Genomic DNA, 21,613 nt, shown 5'->3' with positions numbered 1-21,613 from the left:
CCTTATTGATTTAGCTATTCAAATTCTTTTATGATAAGGACTATTATCATTTGCATCATTTTTTTGCCAAATTTTTGCTTTGCACAATTCAAAAAAAATGCTTCGGATACAACGAAACAATTGAATGAGGTTATTGTGCGAAGTAAAATCGATGAGGCCTTAACTCAAGGCCCTGGCAATGTTTCTGTTATAAATACACGCCTATTTTATAATACCAACTTAACACCCGTTCAGCTCTTAAGAGGTACTTCGGGCATTAAAGTTAAACAGGATGGTGGCTACGGCTCAAGACTCGATTTTTTTATTAATGGCAGTACAGGTAAACAGCTTAAATTCTTTATTGATGGTCTTCCCATTAATACGCTTGGAGAATCAACCGGGATCAATAACCTGCCGGTAGAGCAGATAGAACGCATAGAAATATATAAAGGAGTTATCCCTGTAGACCTTGGTGCTGACGTTTTGGCGGGAGCGGTAAACATCATTTCACGAAAGGAAAAAACCGATTATCTCGAAGCGTCTTATGCCATTAGTTCATTCGATACGCACCGCATCAATTTATCCGGTCGCAAGTTGTGGACTAAAAACTTTTACACCAGTATCCAGGCGTATGGGGGCTATTCTAAAAACAATTATGGTATTGATGCCGATAATATCCGGGCAGACGGCAAGATAGAATTGATCCACGTAAAAAGGTATCATGATCGTTACGAAAACTACATTGTTAAAGCCGAAGCGGCGATAGTAAATTCCTCTTTTGCCGACCTGCTTAGCCTTTCCCTTAACAGTAGTGGCTTTGATAAACAACTGCAAAATAACTTGACCATGACACAGCCATATGCTTATGCCGCTTACCGGGAAAGTTTAACAGGCGGTATATTGAAGTACCAAAAGATCGATTTATTAAAGCACTTAAATGTCGGGGCGGCAGTATCCTTTAACCGGTTAGATGGACTATTTATAGATACGGCGAGGCGCATAACTGTTTGGAATGGATCAACCATAAAAAATGATGACGGAACTGAATATTACCGTTCAAAAGGTGCCGAGATAGGGCGCACAAGTTATTTAAGCACTTACACCAATACGCTTAACCAAAAGCTAACTGCGGCTTATTGGTTTAATAGTAGTAATAAATTAATTTTCAGTAATACCTTACAGCATTATAAACGGTCTGCAAAAGATACGTTAGCACAAAGGATCAACAACGGACTCGATTTGTACAATTCGCCTTCGTCGCAATGGAAAGATGTTGCGGGATTGGGCTACGACGGTAATCTTTTAATCCATGGACTGAAATTAAGTACGGCCTTTAAATATTTTTATACACGCCAGGCAGGGTCTTATATCAATTTTGACCGAAGCTTTACAGCTCATAATAGTACCAGCAAACCCGGTTATAATATTGCGCTGGCGTATTCGCTAAATCCCTTTTTTATAGCCAAAGCATCTTATGAGCATGCCATACGACTGCCAGATGCAGAAGAGGCATTTGGGGATCTGATACTGGTTAACCCGAACCCGGATCTGAAAGCAGAGGAAAGCAACAATTTTAATTTAAATATCCTTTACAACGCGGGAAAGTTACATGCGGAGGCGACAGGATTTTACCGCAATGTAGATCATTTGATATTTTTAGTACCCAACAGCCAAGGAAGTGCAAAATCTTATAATCTGCTCAAGGCTGGTATCAAGGGCATCGAAGCAAACATTGCCTATCAGGCGACTCGGTCGTTTACCGTCAACATTAACGCTACTTACCAGGATTTGAGGAGCCGGTCCGACATCGAGGGCCTCGGTATTCCTAACGACAGGTACAAAGGCCAGCGGATCCCAAATATTCCATATTTACTGGGAAATGCAGGTTTAACTTATCGCGTCATCAGGAAAAATGTTAATAGCCTGTCGCCGCAATTCTGGTATAATGTTAATTATACCCATTCCTATTACCTGTACTGGGCAAACGACGGTTACCAGCCCGACAAAATTACTATACCTAAGCAAATGTTACAAAATGCCGGCATCACATTCCCGCTTAAACGCCTCACCTTCTCAATCGAGGCATATAATCTGGCCAACGCCAAAACTTACGACAATTTTAAAGCGCAGCTTCCGGGCAGGTCTGTTAGTCTTAAGCTGCGCTATTATCTTTTAACAGAAAATAAAAAATCATAATTCACAATTACTCATGAAAAAAAATTACGTTTTAACACTATTGACAGTAACCGCTCTATTAATGCAGGCCTGTAAAAAAGATCAAAAAACTCAACCCAAAACCCCGGATGCGGCTTCAACTTATGCATTGAGCGTTACCGGCGGTAGTTATCCCACTCAAACTACATATATGTTCGGCAATGTAGGTTTCCCAACAGGAACACTTGGTACAAGCAATGCGGCCGAATCGCCGAGTACAGCACTGGTTTTTCATAATGGTAAAAATATGTACCAGTGTAACTTTGGGGCGCCTGCTACATTGCACAAGTTTGAGTTTGATGCAAATGGAAAAGCAAAGGAAGTTGGCTCGTTTGCCGTAGCTGGTTTAAAGACCATTGGCGCAGTTGATTTTATCAGCGAAACAGATGCTTTTGCAACAGTTGCCGGTTATGGACTGGTGGGTAAGCTGGTAAGATTTAACCCTTCTACAATGACAATAACCAGCACCATCGACCTGAGTAGCGTCCAAAAGACCGGCTCTACTGAGGTTTACTATCAGGGACTGATCCATCGCGACAATTACCTGTATATGGGCGTTAATTACCAGGATAAAAAAGGCAATAACTTAGAAGACAAAGTGTTTATAACCCTTATAGATATAACAACAGGCAAGGTAGCGAAGCAGATAGAAGATAACCGCAGCAGCGAAATGTGGAACAGCGGTACCGAATCATCATTTCAGCCAAATGTGATGATAAAAGATGCCGCCGGTGATATTTATGTGATGGGTTATGCCAATAACAATAAGCCAAGCGGTATTTTGAGGATAAAGAAAGGTAGTACTGACTTTGACACCTCTTACTTTTTTGATCTGAACAGTACAACAGGTAAGCCATGCATCGGTATTCTATATTTCAGTGCCGGGCAAGTGTTTACTGTGCGTTATGATGATGCGGTTGCCTATCCGTTTGACCTGGATGCCAGCTACAACTCTGTAGCTACCTGCCAGTATTATAAAATAGACCTTAACGCAAAAACCACATCAGGTAGCATCGCGCCCGGAATGCCTAAATTTTTCGGCAACGCTGCTTTTGCAGTGAAATTTGACGACAACAAGCTGTATTTCAATTGTGCAGGTGCTGATGCATCATCCAATGCCATTTACTCCTACCAGTTGAGCAACGGTGCTGTGAGCAAAGAATTTGGCCTGGCATCGGGAGCATGTAACGCATTTGCAAAATTAAATTAGTGCTAACCCCGGCGGTTACTTGCCGTTAATCTTTTGATATGAACGCTATCTGGTTATTAACAAGGCATCAGTTTACAGAATGGAGACGGAGCAAGCTGCTGTATGTTTTCGTGTTTACCTTTGCCTGCCTATGGATTTTTTGCTTATATACAGGTTTGTTGGCCTACCGGTCTGTTGCTGCGATGCGTGAAAATGCGGGCCGGGAAAGCCGCGGGCAATGGCTTAACCAGGACAGAAAACACCCGCACATTGCCGCCCATTTTGGCAATTTTGCGTTTAAGCAGGTAAACCCGTTAAGTATTTTTGATAACGGGACCGATGCTTACACCGGCACTTATGTGTACATGGAAGCCCACCGGCAAAATGATGTGTTGTTTAGTCCTGCACAAAGCACATCCAGCTTGGTGAGGTTTGGGAGTTTCAATATTGCCCTGCTTTTGCAGGTGTTTGTTCCGTTATTCCTTATCGTTCTCACATTTAACACAATCATATCAGAACGGATAAGCGGCACGCTTGCTTTGCTTAAAAGCAGCGGAATCTCATCACGGCAATTGGCTGTTGGGAAAGTATTTGCACCATGGCTGCTGGTTGCAATGGTTGTTGCCTTATTTTATATGCTCTCGGCTATCGTTTTAGTGGTAGAAAGGGTGGATTTCGTATCTCAGGATGTGTTAAAAACCGCTGCTATCTTCTGCTTTTATCTTGCATATTACTTTGTCGTAACTGTTCTGGGCGTATACGTATCAACAGTTGCCGGTTCGGTAAAACAAAGCCTTATTGTATTGCTGAGCGGTTGGGTATTTGCCTGTATTCTGGTTCCTAAACTGGTAGCAAATGTAGCTACTGGTCTTTATCCACTACCCTCCAATACTGAGTTCAAAACAGTCGTGATGAAAGATATTGTAAACGGGATAGACGGGCATAATACCAGCGACAAGCGCGCGCTTGCCTTAACAAAACAGATGCTAAAAAAATACAAAGTTGACAGCACCAGTAAATTGCCCATAAACATTGAGGGCATTATTATGATGGAAGGGGAAAAATATAGCAGCAAGGTTTATAATGATCACTTTGACCAATTGAGCCGCGTGCTATTAAAGCAGCAGAAGGTATTTGCGTTTACAAGTTTGCTTGATCCTCTTTTAGGGATCAAAAACTTGTCGATGGGTTTGAGCAACACCGATTATTTTAACGACCGCGCATTTAGATTGGACGCGGAAAGTTACCGGATGAATTTTGTGCAAACGATGAACCGGGATATGGCCCTGCATTCGAAAGAAGATGGCTTTACAACTTACAAAATTGGCCGGGAACTATTCAATTCCATCCCACAATTTTCTTACCGGTCATTGAATGCAGCGCAATCTCTCAAAAACTATGTGCCAGAAATAATGAGCCTGCTGTTGCTCACGGTATTATCAGGATTGATGGTAAAACGTATCGCTTACAAATTATAACCACTTATGCTTAAAACCGTATTTATTTTTGAATGTAAAAAGCTGGCCGCAAGCAGATCGTTTTATTTCATCGTTATATGCTTGCTACTTACCGCCATTTATTCGCTTTATAACGGACGTAAGTTCATCAGCGGGCAGCAGAAAAATATTCAATTAGCTATTGCAAGAGAGAATATCATTTTTGATGAAGTAGTATCAAGGATACAGCATCCTGATACCGCAACTGCGGATGCAAAATGGGCCTATAGCCACCTTACAGATCCCGGCTGGATTATTACGTCGCCCAATAAAAGATGGACATCGTGGTGGCAACCTACACAGCTGAGTTTTTTATCGATAGGAAACCGCGATGTATATCCCTACTACCACGAGTTGGAGCCATATAGCTTTTATATGCGCTTTTTCAAAAATGAAATTAGCAGCCCTTTTAAACTGCTATACGGCAATTTTGATCTGGCGTTTGTTATCACGCTGCTGTTCCCGCTTTTTATCATCGGCTTTACATTCGATGTTTATGCGGTGGAGCAGGAAAGCGGGACTTACGCACTTTTAAACACAGTAACAAGGGCCGACAAAATTATCCTTTGTAAGTTGCTGTTCTATCTCGCGCTTACCCTGGCGATGATTAATATAATTTTGCTCGTCAGCCTGCTGTTTGGTAATAGCATCACTATCAAGCAATGGTTTAGCTATGCCACAACAGCTAATCTTTATATTCTTACATGGTTTTTTATCGTTTATCTGGTCGGCCTATTAAAGAGGTCGTCGGTGCTGAATGCCATCATCCTGATTAGTTGCTGGATATTTCTCTCTGTCGGCTTGCCGGCTATATTTAACGCTGTAGCCAACGCAAGTTATCCCGTAAACGCAGAAGCTTTCAGCAAATACATCCGTAGGGTACAAATGAGTGATAACCCTGCCGTGAAAAGATCATTACTCAAAGAATTCTATCATTACTACCCGCAGTATGCAAATACGGATACCATTGGACCCTCTTATTCCAATAAATTATATACAGCTTACGGCAACTTGAACGACCGGCATGCAGATCCTCTGTTAAACGAATATTTTAAGCAAATGCAGCAACGAGAGGATTTTTTAAACGCTTGTAATTTTTTCAACCCGGTAACGCGCTGCCAGCAGCGTTTCAATACGCTAAGCGGTACTGATCTGCAGAGTTACATAACGTACGTAAAGCAGGTACGCCAGTATGTACAGGGGCTTAAAGAAAACCTCACTCAAAAATGTTTTGACGGTGTGCCGCTCAAGGTAAGCGAATTACAGCACCGCCTTTCTTTCGATCAATTCAATAAATCATTAAAAAATAAATGACAACCCCATGCTACAGGCAATAAACCTTACTAAGCAATATAATCAGCAAACAGCGCTCAGTAACCTAAATCTTTCGGTTAAAGCGGGCGAGGTGTTCTGCCTTTTGGGTCAAAACGGAGCAGGCAAAACAACTACCATCAACCTATTCCTGGGTTTTATCCAGCCTTCGTCTGGAAAAGCTTTAGTGAGTGGAACAGAGGTAGCAGCCAACCAGCAAACACGGAAGCATCTGGCTTACATCCCGGAAGTTGTGATGCTTTATGGTAACCTTACCGCTGTTGAAAATCTTGATTTTTTTAGCCGCCTGGCAGGTTTCAAGTATACCAGCGGAACCCTTTCAGGCTTTTTAAGCCAATGCGGCTTGCAGGCAGACGCACATAATAAGCGCTTGAGCGGATTCAGTAAAGGTATGCGCCAAAAGGTGGGTATTGCCATTGCAGTAGCTAAAAATGCTGAAGTGATTTTAATGGATGAGCCTACCAGTGGCCTCGATCCGAAAGCCACAAACGAATTTACTACAATTGTTAAGCAATTGGGGCAACAGGGGAAGTCCATCCTGATGGCTACACACGATATTTTCAACGCAGTAAATATAGGGACACACATCGGTATTATGCGCCAGGGCGAGTTGGTTCACACGTTAAAGGCATCGGAAATCAATGCGGGGGACCTGCAAAAGCTTTATTTGGAAACCATATAAGGTTTTTTATACAGTGGAAAGCCGCCCTTTTTTCCCCCGCAGTGGAATTTATAGATACAATTATAATTTGTTGCTATGCAGCATGAGTATGACCCAAGTTGACAAAAAAGCTGGATTAGGAAATAGATCATTTTGTCTGCTCGACAATTGTATTGGTCTTCACACCATTATGTTACAACCCGGACAAATCCCAATTAGAGTCACGCCAACAAACTCTGTTTGAAAATCCTCCGGTAAATAGAAATGCGGTACGCTCAGCTCATTTAAGCAGAATATATTATTACACTGTGTACAGTTAAAGTGCATGTGTTGCTGATGCTTAGATTTGGAAGCGTCATCTAAACTCAGCATATAATTAGCTGTTCCTCCGCTATCCAGCACCTTGTGAATTAAACGGATCGCTTCAAAGTTTTTGAGCACACGGTATAATGTAACTGAGTTTAATTTCATATCAAACTCTTGTTTAATCATAGCGAATGATATGCCTGTAGATTTCTTTGCCAGCAATTGTAATAACCCTATGCGTACAGATGTAGCTTTCAATTGATGTTGCCTAAGGACTTTGATGGCGCTGTTCAAATTCATCGCTACAGAATTAGTTTTGCTTGAAGGCAGTAAAATGGTTTCTATGATGACGGATTCGCTTATAAAGAGGATATCTTGCCCGGTAAGATATCCTCAGCTATTGATCACAAAAGGATCAATAAATTTTTCATTTTTTTTATAGCTTTCAACCTCTTTATCAGTAAGCAGGCAACTTTCCAGCTCAATTAAAAGCTGTGCTTTATCCATATCCTGACCAATAAAAACCAATTCAGTCATCCTATCGCCCCAGTCCTTTACCCATTTCCCTTCTATATAATCCTTATTCTCCTGAAAATCGGTGTACCTTATCCGTTCGGCATAGGTCATGCAGGCCCACCATACCCCGGCCATTTCTAAACGGCTCGATCCTCCTGCCTGGGAGAAGTTTAGGGCATCATCCGGCCGCGAAGCAATCCAGAACATCCCTTTTGAGCGGATGATATTGGTCGGAAAATCCTGGTTAAGCCAATGCCAGAAACGTTGCGGGTGAAAAGGCTTGCGCGCTCTGAAAACCATTGAACTTAAACCGTATTCTTCTGTTTCAGGAGTATGTTCATTTTCCAGTTCTTTTATCCAGCCTGCTGCCTGCGATGCTTTATCAAAGTCAAATAACCCGGTATCTAATATCTCTTTAAGCGGTACTTTGCCAAATACAGAACCGATAATTTTTGCTTCCGGGTTTAACCGCCTGATCAGGGCTGTCAGTAAGCCGAGGTCACCAGCAGAGATCAGGTCAGTTTTATTCAGGACGATCACATTGGCAAACTCGATCTGGTCGGTCAGCAAATTAACGATAGTACGCTGATCAGCGGTATCCTGCACCAGATTCCGGTCAAGCAACCTTTCTGCCGTGCCAAAATCCTTGTAAAAATTAAAACAGTCTACCACGGTCACCATCGTATCTAAGGTTGAGAAGCGGCTCAGGTCTATACCGGCCTGGTCATCCACAAAGGTGAATGTTTGCGCAACCGGGATAGGTTCGGATATACCTGTGCTTTCGATGAGCAGGTAATCAAACCTATTCTCTTTAGCTAATTTTTCTACCTCTATCATCAGGTCTTCCCGTAACGTACAGCAAATGCAGCCATTGCTCATCTCCACTAATTTCTCCTCTGTGCGGGATAAGGTTTTTTCGCTCGCTACCAATTGTGCGTCAATATTCACCTCGCTCATATCGTTTACGATCACCGCCACCTTTAAATTTTCTTTGTTATGGAGGATATGATTAAGGAGGGTTGTTTTCCCTGCTCCTAAAAAGCCGCTTAACACGGTTACCGGTAATTTATTCATCAGATAATTGCTTGCAATATTTTTCAAAAGTAAATAAATAAATAACAAAAGCAACATAGTTGCATTTTAAAGTAAAATGCCCTACCTTTACCTTGCACTCCCCACAGGCTGGTAAATAGCCTATGCAAATTATAAAATACATGATACCACAGGATTTTAACGAATGGTACCGCTGCATCACCGTTGCATGCGGGATAAAACCAGACCGCAACTTTATTGAAGGCCGGATACAAGCATTAGAAAATAAAACCGACAGTTATACAGAGAGCTTTATCCAGCTTTATGGCAAACAGCATTATGAAAATGTATTAAGCTGGTTTTATATGGCAAAAGGGAAGGTAAAGGCATGATTAGCACCGATATGAGGCCGGTAATCATCATCACCGGGTTTTTAGGGGCCGGCAAAACCACGTTTCTGAATGAACTAATCGCCTGGAGAAAAGAAGTTAAATTAGCTGTAATTGAAAATGAATTTGGTGAAGAAGGTATTGATGGCGACCTGATCATTAGTGCGGATAATAATGTGTTTGAATTGAGCAACGGCTGCATATGCTGTAGCCTGAGCGATGACTTTTACGACCTGCTGGAATCGCTTTGGAAAAGGAAAAGTGAGTTTGACGAAATGGTTATAGAAACTACCGGCATTGCAGATCCCGCCTCTATCGCTTCGCCTTTTTTAACCATAGCTGGTATGGGTAATTATTACCAATTGAAAAGAGTGATCTGCCTGGTAGATGCACGGCATATTGAGCGGCAGTTAAGGGAAACCGATGAGGCGAGGAAGCAAATCAGTTTCGGTGATATTTTATTGATTACCAAAACAGATCTGGTAGAAGCCGATCACTTAGCCTACCTTGAAAACCTACTGCAAGAGATCAATCCATTTGCAAAAGTGTTGGCGGGAAATAAAAATGGTTACCCATTGGATGCTATATTTGATTTGGAGCGTAGCACTATAGTACAAAAAAGGCCAAAGTTTAGCCTGGTGCCGCAATCGTTAAAACAACACCAGCATCTTGACCTGGTTTCGTTGAGTTTCACGTTCTCCGAACCTTTCGATATAGCCCTGTTGCAGCACAGGTTAACGGTATTCCTGAATTTCCAGGCGGAGAATATTTACAGGGTAAAGGGGATCATTTACGCACAAGAGCACAATTCCAGGGTCATTTTACAATCAGTCAATACTGACCTTGCCATCAGTTACGGTAGTGACTGGAAGCATGAAGAATTGAAACAAAGCAGAATAGTTTTTATAGGGAAGGAACTGAAAGCGCCGGGGTTTGAGAAGATGCTGAGGCAATGTTTAGCATTGGTTGCTGCTAAGTAATAAATAAAGGCTAAGTAAACCAGCCTGTATTCCCGTGAATCTTTACACTATGGGGTGCCATTTTATTAATAAGGATAGTTTAAAATAATGCTTAAAGATAGCTTATGAACGTAGAGCAAGAAATAAGTACAATTTGCTTGGAGATGTATGATACCTGCCAGCTTTTCACTGATCAGAAAGCTAAAGGCTATATAACCTATGATCCTGTACTGCAGGAAAGAGCATCACAAATAATGAACAGGGATTGCCTGAACGCGATTTACAAGCTGGCGGACGACCTGCCATCGCTGCATCGTTTAGATGTGTACCGGCATAAACCTCAAAACTATGAGGCTTTAAAGGATCTTGCCTATACGTTTCATAACGTGAGGTTCAGGGGTGAGCACATTCCGGCTCTTGAAAAAGCATATGGCAATCTGAATAAGTTACTCCTGGAATTTAAAAGATTAAGTTCAAATCTTGGCAAAGACACTACCGAGATTAGTTTAGAAGAGGCTAAAGCGATGGCATGGGATTCACTACCCGGAATAAATGAACAGGAGCAGCATGATTATATTGCTTTGATTAGCAATCCATTTGATGATGAGCCTGATCCTTCATTCAGGAATACAAGGACTGATCGATACTTATATAAGTTTCGGTTCTTTAAAACCTATATCAATGGTGTGTGCGTTGGCTGGGAATTTTTTGGCCAAGAGTAATAGTAATTTAAAAAATGCGCTGTCACCATGAAATTATTTTGCAGTGGGTTGATATTATTATGGTTTTACCCCGTAACACTTTTGGGCAGGTTCCAGCAGCAATTCCCTCCTTATAATCTTTCAGGTACCGTCACAGATAAGAATAAACAACCTGTTAAATTGGTAACCATGACGTTGATACCGCTACAAGACACGCTTCGAACTATTCAAACATTGAGTACGGCGGATGGCACTTTTGAGTTGAAGGGCTTAAAGGGGGGCATTTATAAACTGAAGGCATCCGCTATCGGTTTTGAAAATTCAATCAGCGAAGAATTTTCACTTCATGGCAACCTTGTACAAAATATGGTGCTCATTGCAAGGTTTGAAAAATTGAAAGAAGTGGTGGTGACATCGCGCCGGGGGGCCATAGAAGTTAATAATGGTAAACTGGTTTATAATGTGGAAAAAAGTGCCTCGGCATCCGGCAGTTCTGCCTTTGACCTGCTCCGACGCACACCCGGCGTAAACGTTGATCAGAATGACAACCTGCTATTGAAGGGTTCATCAGCTGTAAATGTGATGATGGATGGCAAAATGACCTATTTATCTGCGCAGCAGTTAGCCAATATGCTTAAAGGGATGGGAGGGGATAATATCAGCCGAATCGAAGTAAGCAGTACACCATCTTCACAATACGACGCTGCCGGTAACGGTGGGATCATTAACATCATTACCAAAAAAAGCAATAAGCCCGGTTACGCTATAAATATCAGTTCGGGTATTGGCGCAGGCAGATACCTGCTAAACAAACATAGTGTTACCGGGAATATCCGTACACCTAAGTTTAATATTTATGGCAATATCGGCTATGATTTGCAGCGGAATTATTTCGACAGATCGAATACCAATATATTAACGGCCAACGGCAGTCCAGTTACTTACAGCAGGCATTACCCGGAATCTTACAAAACGTATTACTATAGTTATAAAGCCGGGGTTGATTTTTACCTTACGCCAAAGTCAACTATCGGCTTTGGCTACACTGGGTTCCTGGATGATTGGAGCAAGACAAACAACGGAAAAACGCTGTTGACCAACGCATCCGGCGACCTTGTTGGACAGGTTAACAACCGGATCGTTTCCATGGAGCCTTATTATAATAACGTATATAACCTGAATTATTCACTTAAACTGGATACCCTCGGAAAGACGGTAAGCGCCGATGCCGATTACGTCAATTACAGTAATAATTCTGATGGTTTTGTAGGGAACCAATCATTCGATCCCAACAACGTTGCTTTGGAGCCCTATCAGCAATTAAACTATCATCAACCCAATATTATTACCATCCGGTCTGTAAAAACCGATTGGAACCTGCCTAATAAAAAGTTCAAACTAAAAACCGGGCTCAAGTACGCAGCTATAAATATTGACAATGATTTTAAATACGACTCGCTGATCAATAATAATACCGTTTACGCTCCGTCGCTTAGCGATCACTTTATTTATAAGGAACAAATAGCGGCAACTTACCTGTCCGCATCTAAGCAATGGAAACAAACAGAAATAGAACTTGGAATGCGCGTAGAGCATACCTACACATCTGCAAATAGTGTTAACGCGGGGACTTTGATTGAACGCAAATACACCAATTTCTTTCCATCTGTTATGATCAGCAACAACTTTGGGTTAAACCACAAATTGTCATTGTCTTTTACGGGACGGATCAACAGGCCCAACTATGCTGATTTAAACCCCGTGCGTTTCTATTCGGACAAGTATTCCTATTACGCGGGCAATCCCGCCCTGGTGCCCGAAAAGGCATGGATCACTTCCCTTAATTATACGTTTATGGATAAATACGTAGTTGGCTTAACCTACAACAGGGCAAATAATTTCATATCCAGGTCGATCAAGCTGGATAATGTCACCGGGGTACTTATTGCACAAAATGCCAATTTTTTGCATAAAGAAAGGTACGACCTGTTGGTAGTTGCGCCCATAAAAATCAGGGATTTTTGGGAATTAAATGCGACAGCTGACGTGAGTTATACAAAATACCCTATAACGCAATTGTATGGCAGCTATACAGCGAAAAAAATAAATGTGGATCTTATCCTAAATCAAACAGTTAACTTACCTAAAGACTTTTCCTTTGAATTGTTGAGCCATTACACCTCTCCCGAACTCTATGGGATCTTTGTTACCCGGTACTATTTTCAGCAAGATGCGGGATTAAAAAAAACATTGCTGCATAACAAGTTGGATCTGCGCCTGGCATTAAGCGATATTTTCCATACCAATCGTTTCTGGGGGCAGTCTATCACTAATTCGTTAAATTATTTTTACAAAAGCATTCCTGATAGTAGGCGTTTTTATCTGACAATGACCTATCATATTGGAGGTAAGCTTGACGGAGGAAAAAGCCATAAAACCGAAGAGCAGAACAGACTGTAAGGGTATAGACTACCTTAAGTGGTTTAATTTGTATGATGAGCAGCTGCCTTTTCTTTTATATAAAGTACAAGATGATCTATTTCAATTGTTAGGTTACTATGTCCTGCCCTGTTTTTTGTAGTTATTTAATCTTACAAAGCATCTTCATTATAAAATAAAAGCAATAATGTTGCGTTTGTTAATTATATTTAACTAATGTTTCAAGAGTGTAAGCAAACGGAAAATGATCAAAATTCAATCCTTACAATACAGTTATAATAAAGAGCTGAACTTATCATTCAGGGATTGGACGGTAACGCAAGGAGAACAGTGGTTAATGCTTGGCGAATCGGGCAGTGGCAAAACAACTTTATTGCACTTGTTGACCGGTTTACTTAAACCCTCGCATGGAGAAGTATATATCAACCAAACCGCTATTTGCCAGTTGTCCAATACCAAAATGGATCATTTCAGAGGTGCACATATCGGTTTGATTTTTCAGCGCGCGCATCTTATTAAAAGCTTAACGGTGCTTCAAAATTTACTATTGGCTCAATCACTTGCCGGGTTGCCGGTGAACAATAAACGTGTGGAAGATGTATTGAATTCATTAAATATTGCCGACAAAAAAGCTAACTATCCTTCCCAATTGAGCCAGGGTCAATTGCAACGCGTTTCAATAGCCCGTGCTGTAGTAAACAAACCGTCTTTACTCATCGCAGATGAGCCTACATCCAGCCTGGATGATCGAAATGCCCGTGCCGTACTTGATCTTTTGATCACACAGGCAGAACAAAATAACGCTACCCTCCTAATTGCCACCCACGATAAAAGAGTACAGGAACGGATTGAAAGGGCATACATTTTACAATCATGAATATGTTAAAGATCAGCTTTAAAAGCATTGCGGCTAACAAGCTTACTGCCGCTTTAAATATCATGCTGATCGCTTTCGGTACCGGCATTATTACGCTATTGATGCTGGCATCAGACCAGATTGGAAAAAAGCTGGAAAATAACGCCAAAGATATTGACTTGGTAGTAGGTGCCAAAGGGAGCCCCCTCCAGCTTATTTTAAGCAGTATTTTTTATATAGACTTCCCAACAGGTAACATACCATTAAAAGAAGCCGATGCCTTAGCACACAATCCGTTGGTTAAAACAGCTGTTCCTTTAGCCTTGGGCGATAATTACAATGGGTTTAGAATTGCAGGTACAGATAAAGGTTTTATACGTTTATATGATCTTCAACTTGCACAAGGCAGGTTCTGGAAAAATGATTTTGAAGTAACCCTTGGTTCCATTGTAGCACAAAGCGGGCATTTGAATATCGGCGATCATTTTTTTGGCGCACATGGTTTGACCGGTAATACCGATGTGCATAAAAATCATGCTTACCTGGTTACCGGGATTTTAAAACCCCAGGGAAATGTAACCGACAATCTTGTGCTGACCAATGTTGCCAGTGTTTGGAAAATGCACGAAACAAAAGAAAAAAACACCGGGGGTAAAACCGAGGCTTATGAAAATGGCGAGCTTGAAATTACATCATTATTGATCCAGTACCGCTCACCCATGTCTGTGATCCTGTTCCCACGAATGGTTAATCAATCTACCAGCATGCAGGCAGCATCACCGGCTTTAGAAAGCGCACGGCTTTTTTCACTTATTGGCATTGGTGTGGATACGTTGCAATGGTTTGCAGTTTTAATCATGTTCATATCCGCGATAAGTGTATTCATTAGTCTATACAATTCCTTAAAAGAACGCGAATATGACCTGGCTATAATGCGTGTGATGGGCGCGTCTAAGTTTAAATTGTTTTTAGTTATCATCACGGAGGGGCTTATTTTAACAACCATAGGTACAATAGCAGGGTTATTGATGGGGCACATCACGCTGCAACTGATCAGTAATTACCAGGATTCTACCCAAGCCAAACTATGGGGTAATATATTCCTGCTCCAGGAGGGTTATTTAATTGTGGTTGGATTTGGTATTGGCATAATCGCCTCCCTGCTGCCCGCCATACAGGCCTATCGGTCAAATATTTCAAACCTATTAGCACAGCATTAAAATGAAAGCCATATTGATAATTATGGGGATATTGATCTGTTCAATAACCGCCAAAAGCCAGGCGCAACACAATCCGAATGATAAGGTAAGCTCTTTTAACTGGGATATTATAGATATGGTGATGTTTAAAAAAGTTAATGACACAACGGTAATACCTGTTTATAGCGAAAGTGTGCAACGGTTTGAAAATCGTCATTTTCAGCTTACTGGGTATATGATCCCGATGAAGGCGGGCATGAAGCAAACTAAGTTTATGATCTCTACCCTGCCAATTAATCAATGTTATTTTTGTGGTAAAAATGGCAATCCTATTATGGTTATCGTCAATGCAAAAAGCCCGGTAACATTCACCTTCAAAACAGTTACTGTAGATGGTATATTAAAATTAGACAACGGCAATGCCTTTTATTTACCGCCGGTTTATTTAAACGATGCCAAATTGATAGAACAATGACCCATATCGTTATTAAAAAAATGCTGAATAGTAACTTTAAAAGCTGGCTGCTATGCTGTGTTGCAATCAGTTTAACAGTTACCTCCTGCCAGCCGCATTACACCCTTATCAAACAAGCCAGGGCCGAATACCATATCGATAGCAGCTTAGTTGTCGATTCCGGCATTTTAAAAAGCTATCAGCCTTACAAGCAAAAAATGGATGCACAAATGAACACCATCATTGGTGAAAGCAGCCAGGAACTTACCAAAAGCTACGATTTGCCCGAGACCCTTTTAGGCAATTTTTTTGCTGACGCAGTGTTTACAGAAGCAAAAAAAATAGACCCGTCAATTGATTTTGCGATGCCGACCACAAAGGGAGGCCTACGAAATAACCTCCCAAAGGGAAATATCAGGTTATCCACCATCTTCGAACTAATGCCGTTTGAAAATGAGCTTGTCGTGCTCAAGCTCAGCGGGCGAGACGTTTTACAGTTGCTGAATTTCATTGCCCAGGCCGGCGGCGAACCGGTGGCCGCTTTAAAGATGCAGATCAAAAACAGCGAGCCACAGGAAATTACTATTAACGGCAAACCATTTGAAGTGGCTAAGACTTATTCGGTGCTTACCTCAGATTATATAGCTGCCGGTGGAGATAATAGTAAAGGGATGGCTAATCCTATTGAAAAAAGGGTTTTAAATTTAAAAGTTAGGGACGCGCTGATCGCCTATGTTAAGGCACAAACAGCCACCGGTAAAAAAATAGATGCGACATTAGATGGAAGAATTACAAAAAACTAACCGCCGCCGGTTTATTAAACAAAGTGGGGTTGCCATGGCAACCCTTGCTTTAAGTACGTCATATATCGATGCGTTTGCCAAAGGCGACTTAAAACGGATAACCATACTGCACACCAATGATGTGCATAGCCGTATAGAACCGTTCCCGATGAATGGCTCCAGGAACCAGGGACTGGGCGGTGTGGCCAGGCGGGCGGCATTAATCAATAAGATCCGTGCAGAACAAAAGAACGTTTTGCTGCTTGATGCCGGTGATATTTTCCAGGGTACACCTTACTTTAATTTATTTGGTGGCGAACTGGAAATGAAACTGATGAGCGATATGGGGTATGATGCCGCTACAATGGGCAATCATGATTTTGATAACGGAATTGGCGGGTTTTATAAACAACTGCCCAATGCAAAATTCCCCATTTTAATCAGTAATTATGACTTATCGGATACCATTATGCACAATGCCACTTTACCGTATAAGCTATTTATTAAGGATGGTTTGAAAATTGGTGTTTTTGGATTAGGAATAGAGCTAAGTGGATTGGTGGACAAAAAGAACTACCGGGAAACCCAATATCTTGATCCGATAACGAAAGGAAATGAAATAGCCGCCGCTTTAAAGAACGAGCATCATTGTGACCTTGTGATCTGCCTTTCTCATTTAGGTTACCAGTACAAAGAAAATAAGGTGTCAGACCAGGTATTGGCTAAAGAAACCCGCAATATCGATCTGATCATCGGCGGCCATACGCACACCTTTATGAACGCCCCGGAAGATGTAAAAAACCTGGATGGAAAGATCACCACCATAAACCAGGTTGGCTGGGCTGGGATCAATTTGGGAAGGATAGATTATTATTTTGATCATAAACGCAATAAAAAAATCCAACCGGCAACGCCTTATGCTATATCCAATTATATAGATTGAGGTAAAATTCTCCGGCTTTATTGTACGGAACGGAATATTCCGTTAGGGACCTTTATAATGTATTTAATGAATGAGTGTCATTTATTAAGAAAAAATCAGCTTTTGAGATTTTTGCAAATGCAACATAATAGCAATTAAGTAACTTTGCGCATGAAACTTTTCTGGACCACGATAAATTTAGATAATATCGGAATGACTGCTTCAACCTTATGTGCGATTCACTGCGCGGTAGTTCCAGTAATATTTACCAGCCTTCCCTTAATAGGGTTAAGTTTTTTAGCCAATCCATGGATAGAATGGAGCATGATTATCCTGGCATTGTTCATCGGATTTTACGCTATTAGTACATCTTATTTGTTTAAGCATCGCAAAGTTTTGCCCGTTATCCTGTTGTTAGGTGGATTTACGTTCATCCTTTTAGGGCATACCATAATTAAAGGCTGGCCGCAATTTGTTATGGCACCAATGGGTGGCCTGCTGATTGCATTTGCTCATTTTGTCAATTACAAATACCAGGGTATTTGTGATGCCCAAGCCAATATTTTCCATCTTAAACATTTACACCATGAAAAAAGCCGACCGTAAATATTTCTTCTTTTTTCTTTTATGTATCTCGTTTCTTAATCCGGCTTGCAACCACCCTAAACAGGATGTCCATTTGCTATACCGGAATTATGTAAAGGGACATATGACAATTTCCAGGCGTTGATAATTACTTGAGCAAGTGCTTTTTTCTAAATCCAGCGATCCATTTTAATTGGATGTTTAGTAAATCCGATACCTTATGATTAGTTTTGCATAAGTTCTGCATTTATAATGATATAATGACCCTTTCCAAAAATAAATTTGATTTCGAAGAACTGTTAAACAGGCATCATTTAAAAAAGACAAGCCCGAGGTTAAGGGTACTATCCATGATGTCTTCCAAAAGTACCGCAACCTCGCAGCCAGACCTGGAAAGTGTTATGAATGATATAGACAGGGTAACACTATACCGTATCCTTAGCGCATTTGAAGAAAAGGGCATCATTCATAAGGTGTTTGACCTTAATGGGACAGCCAATTATGCGATGTGCTTATCAAATTGCGAAGAAAACCATCATCATGACGAACATTTGCATTTTAACTGTAGCAATTGTAAAAATGTTTACTGCTTGGAGGAGTTAAGCATGCCAGCCATAAATGTCCCCGCTGGCTTTAAAATTGAGGCACTTAACCTGTATGCAACGGGGATTTGCCCCAAATGCAGTAAAAAAAGCCCTGCTAAATAAATCATTAACCGATTTGACCATTCTTTAAAATCGGCCTTTCTATTAAAGCAACGTTGTTGCCAATAACGGCTATCCTGTTATATTTGTATAGTTACATCAAAGGCAAAGTGTAACAACTTAATTTCATAATAATTTTGATAGCTGCTCAACTTGGTAGGGTCCGCTATTATTTTGTTTAGTCATCAGTAACGTTAATCCCTGCTTTTTAAGCATTTTTACAGCCGATCTTGCTCTTCGAGTTTATTGACTTCCCTGTTAGTGAATTTGCCACCGAAATGATAAACCAATGATAGGCTTACCCTGCGGGAATCACGTGTATGGTTATAGCTGGCCTGTAGGTTGGCTACATTGTCCGCCCAAAAATGAATGGTTTTAAATATATCTGTTACAGAAAGCTTTGCCTCAAGCTTATTATTAAACAGGCTCTTTTTCGCACCCGCATCTGCCGAAAAGTAATATCTCAATAAATAAGTGCCGCTTAGCGCAGGGCTGGTATATTTTGCCCTTGCTTCCACCGCGAAACCATCTCGTAATTTATAGGTTTGAATAGTGCTTAGGTCGGCGGTATACCGATGAAGGTTATATTCAACAGCGCCAATTTGATTAGCGTAGGCCTGGTAATAAAAGTCTGCGGTGTTGTTCATTTCCCAGTTATCGCTCACTGTTATGGGAACTGAAAACATCAGATCGAACAGATTGCTATGTGCAAAATTTTTGTTGGTCAGCACCATAATTCCCGTTGTAACATCCTGTATGGATTGCTCGGCAATTAAACCGGTGGTACGGGTATAGCTGAGTGTAGCGATGTATTTGTCAAACAAACTATAATTAACAGATGCCACCCAGGACAACTCGGGCTGTAAGTTTGGGTTACCCTGGTAGTAGGAAAATTTATCAAAATAATACCGGGAGGGGTTTAATTCACTGTAAGCCGGCCGGTTAATGCGCCGGCTTAGGGATAGCCCTATTTTATGGGTGGTATTAACCCGGTAATCCAGCGCAAGCGAGGGGAAAAGATTGGTGTAACTCCTTTTATAATCCGTATTGCCCGATACACTCAACAGCTCCCCGTTTGATTGGGTATGTTCTGCACGAAGCCCGGCATCTATACTGATATTGTTCCATTTACGGGTGGCGGAAAGATACGCAGCCGCGACATTTTCGGTATATATAAAATGATTGCTTAAATAAGGTGCAATGACATAATTGTTGTTGATCAGCGAGTCATAAACAAAATTATTGTCGGTTTTTATGGAGGCGTATTTTACTCCGGTTTGTAACTTAATTTTACCAAGAGGCAAAACAAGGTCTGATTTAACCGAGTGGATGCTGATATTGCTTGGCTGGCTGATGCGCAGGCTTTGAAATGCTTGCAACTGGTTGCCGTCTAAATCGAAAAGCTGGTTGTCCTGCGTACCTTTGGAGTTATTATGGTAAATAGCATAATCGGCATCGGCGGTAATTTTACCCCCTAAAGTATCCAATGTTGCTTTATAGTTGAGTTGGTAAGCATTGTTGCTATTAGGTTCTCTGGTAATATTATGATTTTGCACTACCGCTGTAGCCGCGTTATCCGCATTGCGTAAAAAGGTTGGGCCACTGCCGTCCCGGCTCCAGGTATCGGTATTGCCATTATAAATAATACCGATTTGCTGGTTCTTGCTTAGGTCAATATCAACTCCGGCCTTATAACTGTTATATTTGCCGATACTCGGATCTTCCGAGCGGCGGTCATAAATAGTCACCGCTCCATTATTATCGGCCAGCCGAAGGCTGCTCCTGTGAAAGGTGCTGTGGTCATAACTATAGCTGTAAGTACCAAAAAAGTTTAACCTGCTTGTTTTGATATTGCCGGCCATACTTTGCATATTCGATAAGTATTGCCCCCCTGTGATACCCGTACTCAGTTCCGCCGCATAGCCCTTTTTATTGTTCTTTTTGGTGACGATATTAATGATACCGTTATTACCAGCCGCATCATATTTCGCGGATGGCGTGGTAATAACTTCAATATTCATGATATTTATGGCTGGTGTACTTTTCAGCAGGCTGCTCAATTGCCGTGCAGACAGGTAGGTCATTTTACCGTCTATCATTACATTTACATTTGGCGAACCTTTCAATACCAGGTTTTCATCCTGATCTGTACTGATACCGGGCGTGCGCTGTAATAGCTCAAAAGCCGAACTCCCGGTTGCGGTAATACTTTTGTCGATATTATAAATTAGCTTACCAGCCTGCATTTCTACCGCTTGTTGTTTAGCCGTTACAATAATTTCCTTGAGATTTTTAGAGGTCTCCTCCATGATAATAGTTTCCGGTTGCTTGCCGGGAATGATTATTATGGAGGATAGCTTATTTTTAAATCCTAAAAACCGGGCTTGTGCAAAATACTTGCCTGGCTTTAAAAGTTGAAAAATATATAGCCCCTTAGTATCCGTAGCTAAACTGGCTATTGTTGATGAGTCTGGCAGATATTTTAAGGTAATGGTAACACCTGGCAATGGCTTGTGTCTCTGGTCAGTAACCAATCCTTCAATTTTTAACTGTTGTTGCCCATAGCCTTTGCAATAAGTTAATAATAGCAGAGCTAATAGAAAGCATGGCGTAATTCTCATCATTTTAAACGGCGACGTTTTAGTAAAATATTGTTAATGCAACTAAGTTGTGTGTAAAACTACTATTTGTAGGTGAGTTCATGACTGTCAAAATCCAGCATCTTTTGTCGCCAACTTATAATAATCGAAGATAAATCATACTTACAGGCAATTTAAAGTAGACAGATAAAAATTATTTGTGAAAATAACATTTTTAACGCAACTTTATTGCATTAAATAACATGCAAATCATTTGCTTCATTTAAAAAAACTTACGGAGTACTTTATGGATCATCCC

General features: G+C 41.1%; 19 protein-coding genes. 16 read left to right on the top strand and 3 right to left on the bottom strand.

Features of this window, described 5'->3' with window-relative positions; genetic code table 11:
* Positions 1-135 precede the first annotated feature (135 nt).
* Genes ACVW0P_RS16585 through ACVW0P_RS16565 form a run of 5 tightly spaced genes read left to right on the top strand, consistent with a single transcriptional unit; the run spans position 136 to position 6,892 of the window.
* Positions 136-2,175 (top strand): TonB-dependent receptor, encoded by a 2,040-nt coding sequence (locus ACVW0P_RS16585; RefSeq protein WP_457133063.1) that lies wholly within the window; start codon positions 136-138, stop codon positions 2,173-2,175.
* Positions 2,176-2,188: 13 nt separating this feature from the next.
* A complete protein-coding gene (locus ACVW0P_RS16580; RefSeq protein WP_128535661.1) occupies positions 2,189-3,403 on the top strand; it encodes a DUF4374 domain-containing protein in 1,215 nt (404 codons plus the stop codon).
* Positions 3,404-3,441: 38 nt separating this feature from the next.
* Positions 3,442-4,860 carry a DUF3526 domain-containing protein gene (locus ACVW0P_RS16575; protein ID WP_128535660.1) on the top strand — a complete coding sequence of 473 codons (1,419 nt, stop codon included), beginning with the start codon at positions 3,442-3,444 and terminating at the stop codon, positions 4,858-4,860.
* Positions 4,861-4,866: 6 nt separating this feature from the next.
* Positions 4,867-6,192 (top strand): DUF3526 domain-containing protein, encoded by a 1,326-nt coding sequence (locus ACVW0P_RS16570; protein ID WP_128535659.1) that lies wholly within the window; start codon positions 4,867-4,869, stop codon positions 6,190-6,192.
* 7 nt (positions 6,193-6,199) lie between these two features.
* On the top strand, positions 6,200-6,892 hold the full coding sequence (locus ACVW0P_RS16565; protein WP_457133062.1) for an ABC transporter ATP-binding protein: 693 nt from the start codon (positions 6,200-6,202) through the stop codon (positions 6,890-6,892).
* A gap of 159 nt (positions 6,893-7,051) precedes the next feature.
* Here the strand turns inward: ACVW0P_RS16565 and ACVW0P_RS16560 are convergent, their stop codons facing one another.
* Positions 7,052-7,477, bottom strand: a complete 426-nt coding sequence (locus ACVW0P_RS16560; protein WP_128536116.1) for a Fur family transcriptional regulator — start codon at positions 7,475-7,477, stop codon at positions 7,052-7,054.
* A gap of 93 nt (positions 7,478-7,570) precedes the next feature.
* Entirely contained in the window at positions 7,571-8,767 is a 1,197-nt protein-coding gene (locus ACVW0P_RS16555; protein ID WP_128536117.1) for a GTP-binding protein, read from the bottom strand.
* A 122-nt stretch (positions 8,768-8,889) separates the two neighbouring features.
* On the opposite strand from ACVW0P_RS16555, the gene ACVW0P_RS16550 reads away from it, so the two are divergent.
* The 11 genes from ACVW0P_RS16550 to ACVW0P_RS16500 all read left to right on the top strand — a co-directional run bounded on the left by ACVW0P_RS16550 (position 8,890) and on the right by ACVW0P_RS16500 (position 18,718).
* Positions 8,890-9,117: a hypothetical protein gene (locus tag ACVW0P_RS16550; RefSeq protein WP_128536118.1), complete on the top strand. Its 228-nt coding sequence runs from the start codon at positions 8,890-8,892 to the stop codon at positions 9,115-9,117.
* Positions 9,114-10,094 carry a CobW family GTP-binding protein gene (locus tag ACVW0P_RS16545; RefSeq protein WP_128536119.1) on the top strand — a complete coding sequence of 327 codons (981 nt, stop codon included), beginning with the start codon at positions 9,114-9,116 and terminating at the stop codon, positions 10,092-10,094. The genes ACVW0P_RS16550 and ACVW0P_RS16545 overlap by 4 nt, the downstream gene beginning before the upstream one ends.
* A gap of 104 nt (positions 10,095-10,198) precedes the next feature.
* Positions 10,199-10,795, top strand: a complete 597-nt coding sequence (locus ACVW0P_RS16540; protein WP_128536120.1) for a hypothetical protein — start codon at positions 10,199-10,201, stop codon at positions 10,793-10,795.
* A 27-nt stretch (positions 10,796-10,822) separates the two neighbouring features.
* The gene (locus tag ACVW0P_RS16535; RefSeq protein WP_128536121.1) at positions 10,823-13,234 is read left to right on the top strand and encodes an outer membrane beta-barrel protein; all 2,412 of its coding nucleotides are present in this window, start codon (positions 10,823-10,825) and stop codon (positions 13,232-13,234) included.
* A 223-nt stretch (positions 13,235-13,457) separates the two neighbouring features.
* A complete protein-coding gene (locus ACVW0P_RS16530) occupies positions 13,458-14,090 on the top strand; it encodes an ABC transporter ATP-binding protein (RefSeq protein WP_128536122.1) in 633 nt (210 codons plus the stop codon).
* 2 nt (positions 14,091-14,092) lie between these two features.
* Positions 14,093-15,289, top strand: a complete 1,197-nt coding sequence (locus ACVW0P_RS16525) for an ABC transporter permease (RefSeq protein ID WP_457133061.1) — start codon at positions 14,093-14,095, stop codon at positions 15,287-15,289.
* A 1-nt stretch (position 15,290) separates the two neighbouring features.
* Positions 15,291-15,743: a hypothetical protein gene (locus tag ACVW0P_RS16520; RefSeq protein WP_243837351.1), complete on the top strand. Its 453-nt coding sequence runs from the start codon at positions 15,291-15,293 to the stop codon at positions 15,741-15,743.
* 20 nt (positions 15,744-15,763) lie between these two features.
* The gene (locus tag ACVW0P_RS16515; RefSeq protein WP_128536134.1) at positions 15,764-16,525 is read left to right on the top strand and encodes a 5'-nucleotidase C-terminal domain-containing protein; all 762 of its coding nucleotides are present in this window, start codon (positions 15,764-15,766) and stop codon (positions 16,523-16,525) included.
* Positions 16,503-17,447: a metallophosphatase gene (locus tag ACVW0P_RS16510; protein ID WP_457133060.1), complete on the top strand. Its 945-nt coding sequence runs from the start codon at positions 16,503-16,505 to the stop codon at positions 17,445-17,447. The genes ACVW0P_RS16515 and ACVW0P_RS16510 overlap by 23 nt, the downstream gene beginning before the upstream one ends.
* Positions 17,448-17,597: 150 nt before the next feature.
* Positions 17,598-18,032, top strand: a complete 435-nt coding sequence (locus ACVW0P_RS16505) for a MerC domain-containing protein (RefSeq protein ID WP_128536125.1) — start codon at positions 17,598-17,600, stop codon at positions 18,030-18,032.
* Positions 18,033-18,271: 239 nt separating this feature from the next.
* The gene (locus ACVW0P_RS16500) at positions 18,272-18,718 is read left to right on the top strand and encodes a Fur family transcriptional regulator (protein ID WP_128536126.1); all 447 of its coding nucleotides are present in this window, start codon (positions 18,272-18,274) and stop codon (positions 18,716-18,718) included.
* A 215-nt stretch (positions 18,719-18,933) separates the two neighbouring features.
* On the opposite strand, the gene ACVW0P_RS16495 is transcribed toward ACVW0P_RS16500, so the two are convergent.
* Positions 18,934-21,339 (bottom strand): TonB-dependent receptor domain-containing protein, encoded by a 2,406-nt coding sequence (locus tag ACVW0P_RS16495; protein WP_457133059.1) that lies wholly within the window; start codon positions 21,337-21,339, stop codon positions 18,934-18,936.
* Between the last annotated feature and the right edge of the window lie 274 nt (positions 21,340-21,613).

It is taken from the genome of Mucilaginibacter sp. UYNi724, from assembly GCF_054057495.1.
This window is presented reverse-complemented; position numbering and strand designations above follow the sequence as displayed.

Bases quoted from the DNA above. Each gene is read 5' to 3' on its own strand.
- ACVW0P_RS16580 (WP_128535661.1), top strand. From the start codon at position 2,189: ATGAAAAAAAATTACGTTTTAACACTATTGACAGTAACCGCTCTATTA.
- ACVW0P_RS16575 (WP_128535660.1), top strand. From the start codon at position 3,442: ATGAACGCTATCTGGTTATTAACAAGGCATCAGTTTACAGAATGGAGA.
- ACVW0P_RS16570 (WP_128535659.1), top strand. From the start codon at position 4,867: ATGCTTAAAACCGTATTTATTTTTGAATGTAAAAAGCTGGCCGCAAGC.
- ACVW0P_RS16565 (WP_457133062.1), top strand. From the start codon at position 6,200: ATGCTACAGGCAATAAACCTTACTAAGCAATATAATCAGCAAACAGCG.
- ACVW0P_RS16560 (WP_128536116.1), bottom strand. From the start codon at position 7,477: ATGAATTTGAACAGCGCCATCAAAGTCCTTAGGCAACATCAATTGAAA.
- ACVW0P_RS16555 (WP_128536117.1), bottom strand. From the start codon at position 8,767: ATGAATAAATTACCGGTAACCGTGTTAAGCGGCTTTTTAGGAGCAGGG.
- ACVW0P_RS16550 (WP_128536118.1), top strand. From the start codon at position 8,890: ATGCAAATTATAAAATACATGATACCACAGGATTTTAACGAATGGTAC.
- ACVW0P_RS16545 (WP_128536119.1), top strand. From the start codon at position 9,114: ATGATTAGCACCGATATGAGGCCGGTAATCATCATCACCGGGTTTTTA.
- ACVW0P_RS16540 (WP_128536120.1), top strand. From the start codon at position 10,199: ATGAACGTAGAGCAAGAAATAAGTACAATTTGCTTGGAGATGTATGAT.
- ACVW0P_RS16535 (WP_128536121.1), top strand. From the start codon at position 10,823: ATGAAATTATTTTGCAGTGGGTTGATATTATTATGGTTTTACCCCGTA.
- ACVW0P_RS16530 (WP_128536122.1), top strand. From the start codon at position 13,458: ATGATCAAAATTCAATCCTTACAATACAGTTATAATAAAGAGCTGAAC.
- ACVW0P_RS16525 (WP_457133061.1), top strand. From the start codon at position 14,093: ATGTTAAAGATCAGCTTTAAAAGCATTGCGGCTAACAAGCTTACTGCC.
- ACVW0P_RS16520 (WP_243837351.1), top strand. From the start codon at position 15,291: ATGAAAGCCATATTGATAATTATGGGGATATTGATCTGTTCAATAACC.
- ACVW0P_RS16515 (WP_128536134.1), top strand. From the start codon at position 15,764: ATGCTGAATAGTAACTTTAAAAGCTGGCTGCTATGCTGTGTTGCAATC.
- ACVW0P_RS16510 (WP_457133060.1), top strand. From the start codon at position 16,503: ATGGAAGAATTACAAAAAACTAACCGCCGCCGGTTTATTAAACAAAGT.
- ACVW0P_RS16505 (WP_128536125.1), top strand. From the start codon at position 17,598: ATGAAACTTTTCTGGACCACGATAAATTTAGATAATATCGGAATGACT.
- ACVW0P_RS16500 (WP_128536126.1), top strand. From the start codon at position 18,272: ATGACCCTTTCCAAAAATAAATTTGATTTCGAAGAACTGTTAAACAGG.
- ACVW0P_RS16495 (WP_457133059.1), bottom strand. From the start codon at position 21,339: ATGATGAGAATTACGCCATGCTTTCTATTAGCTCTGCTATTATTAACT.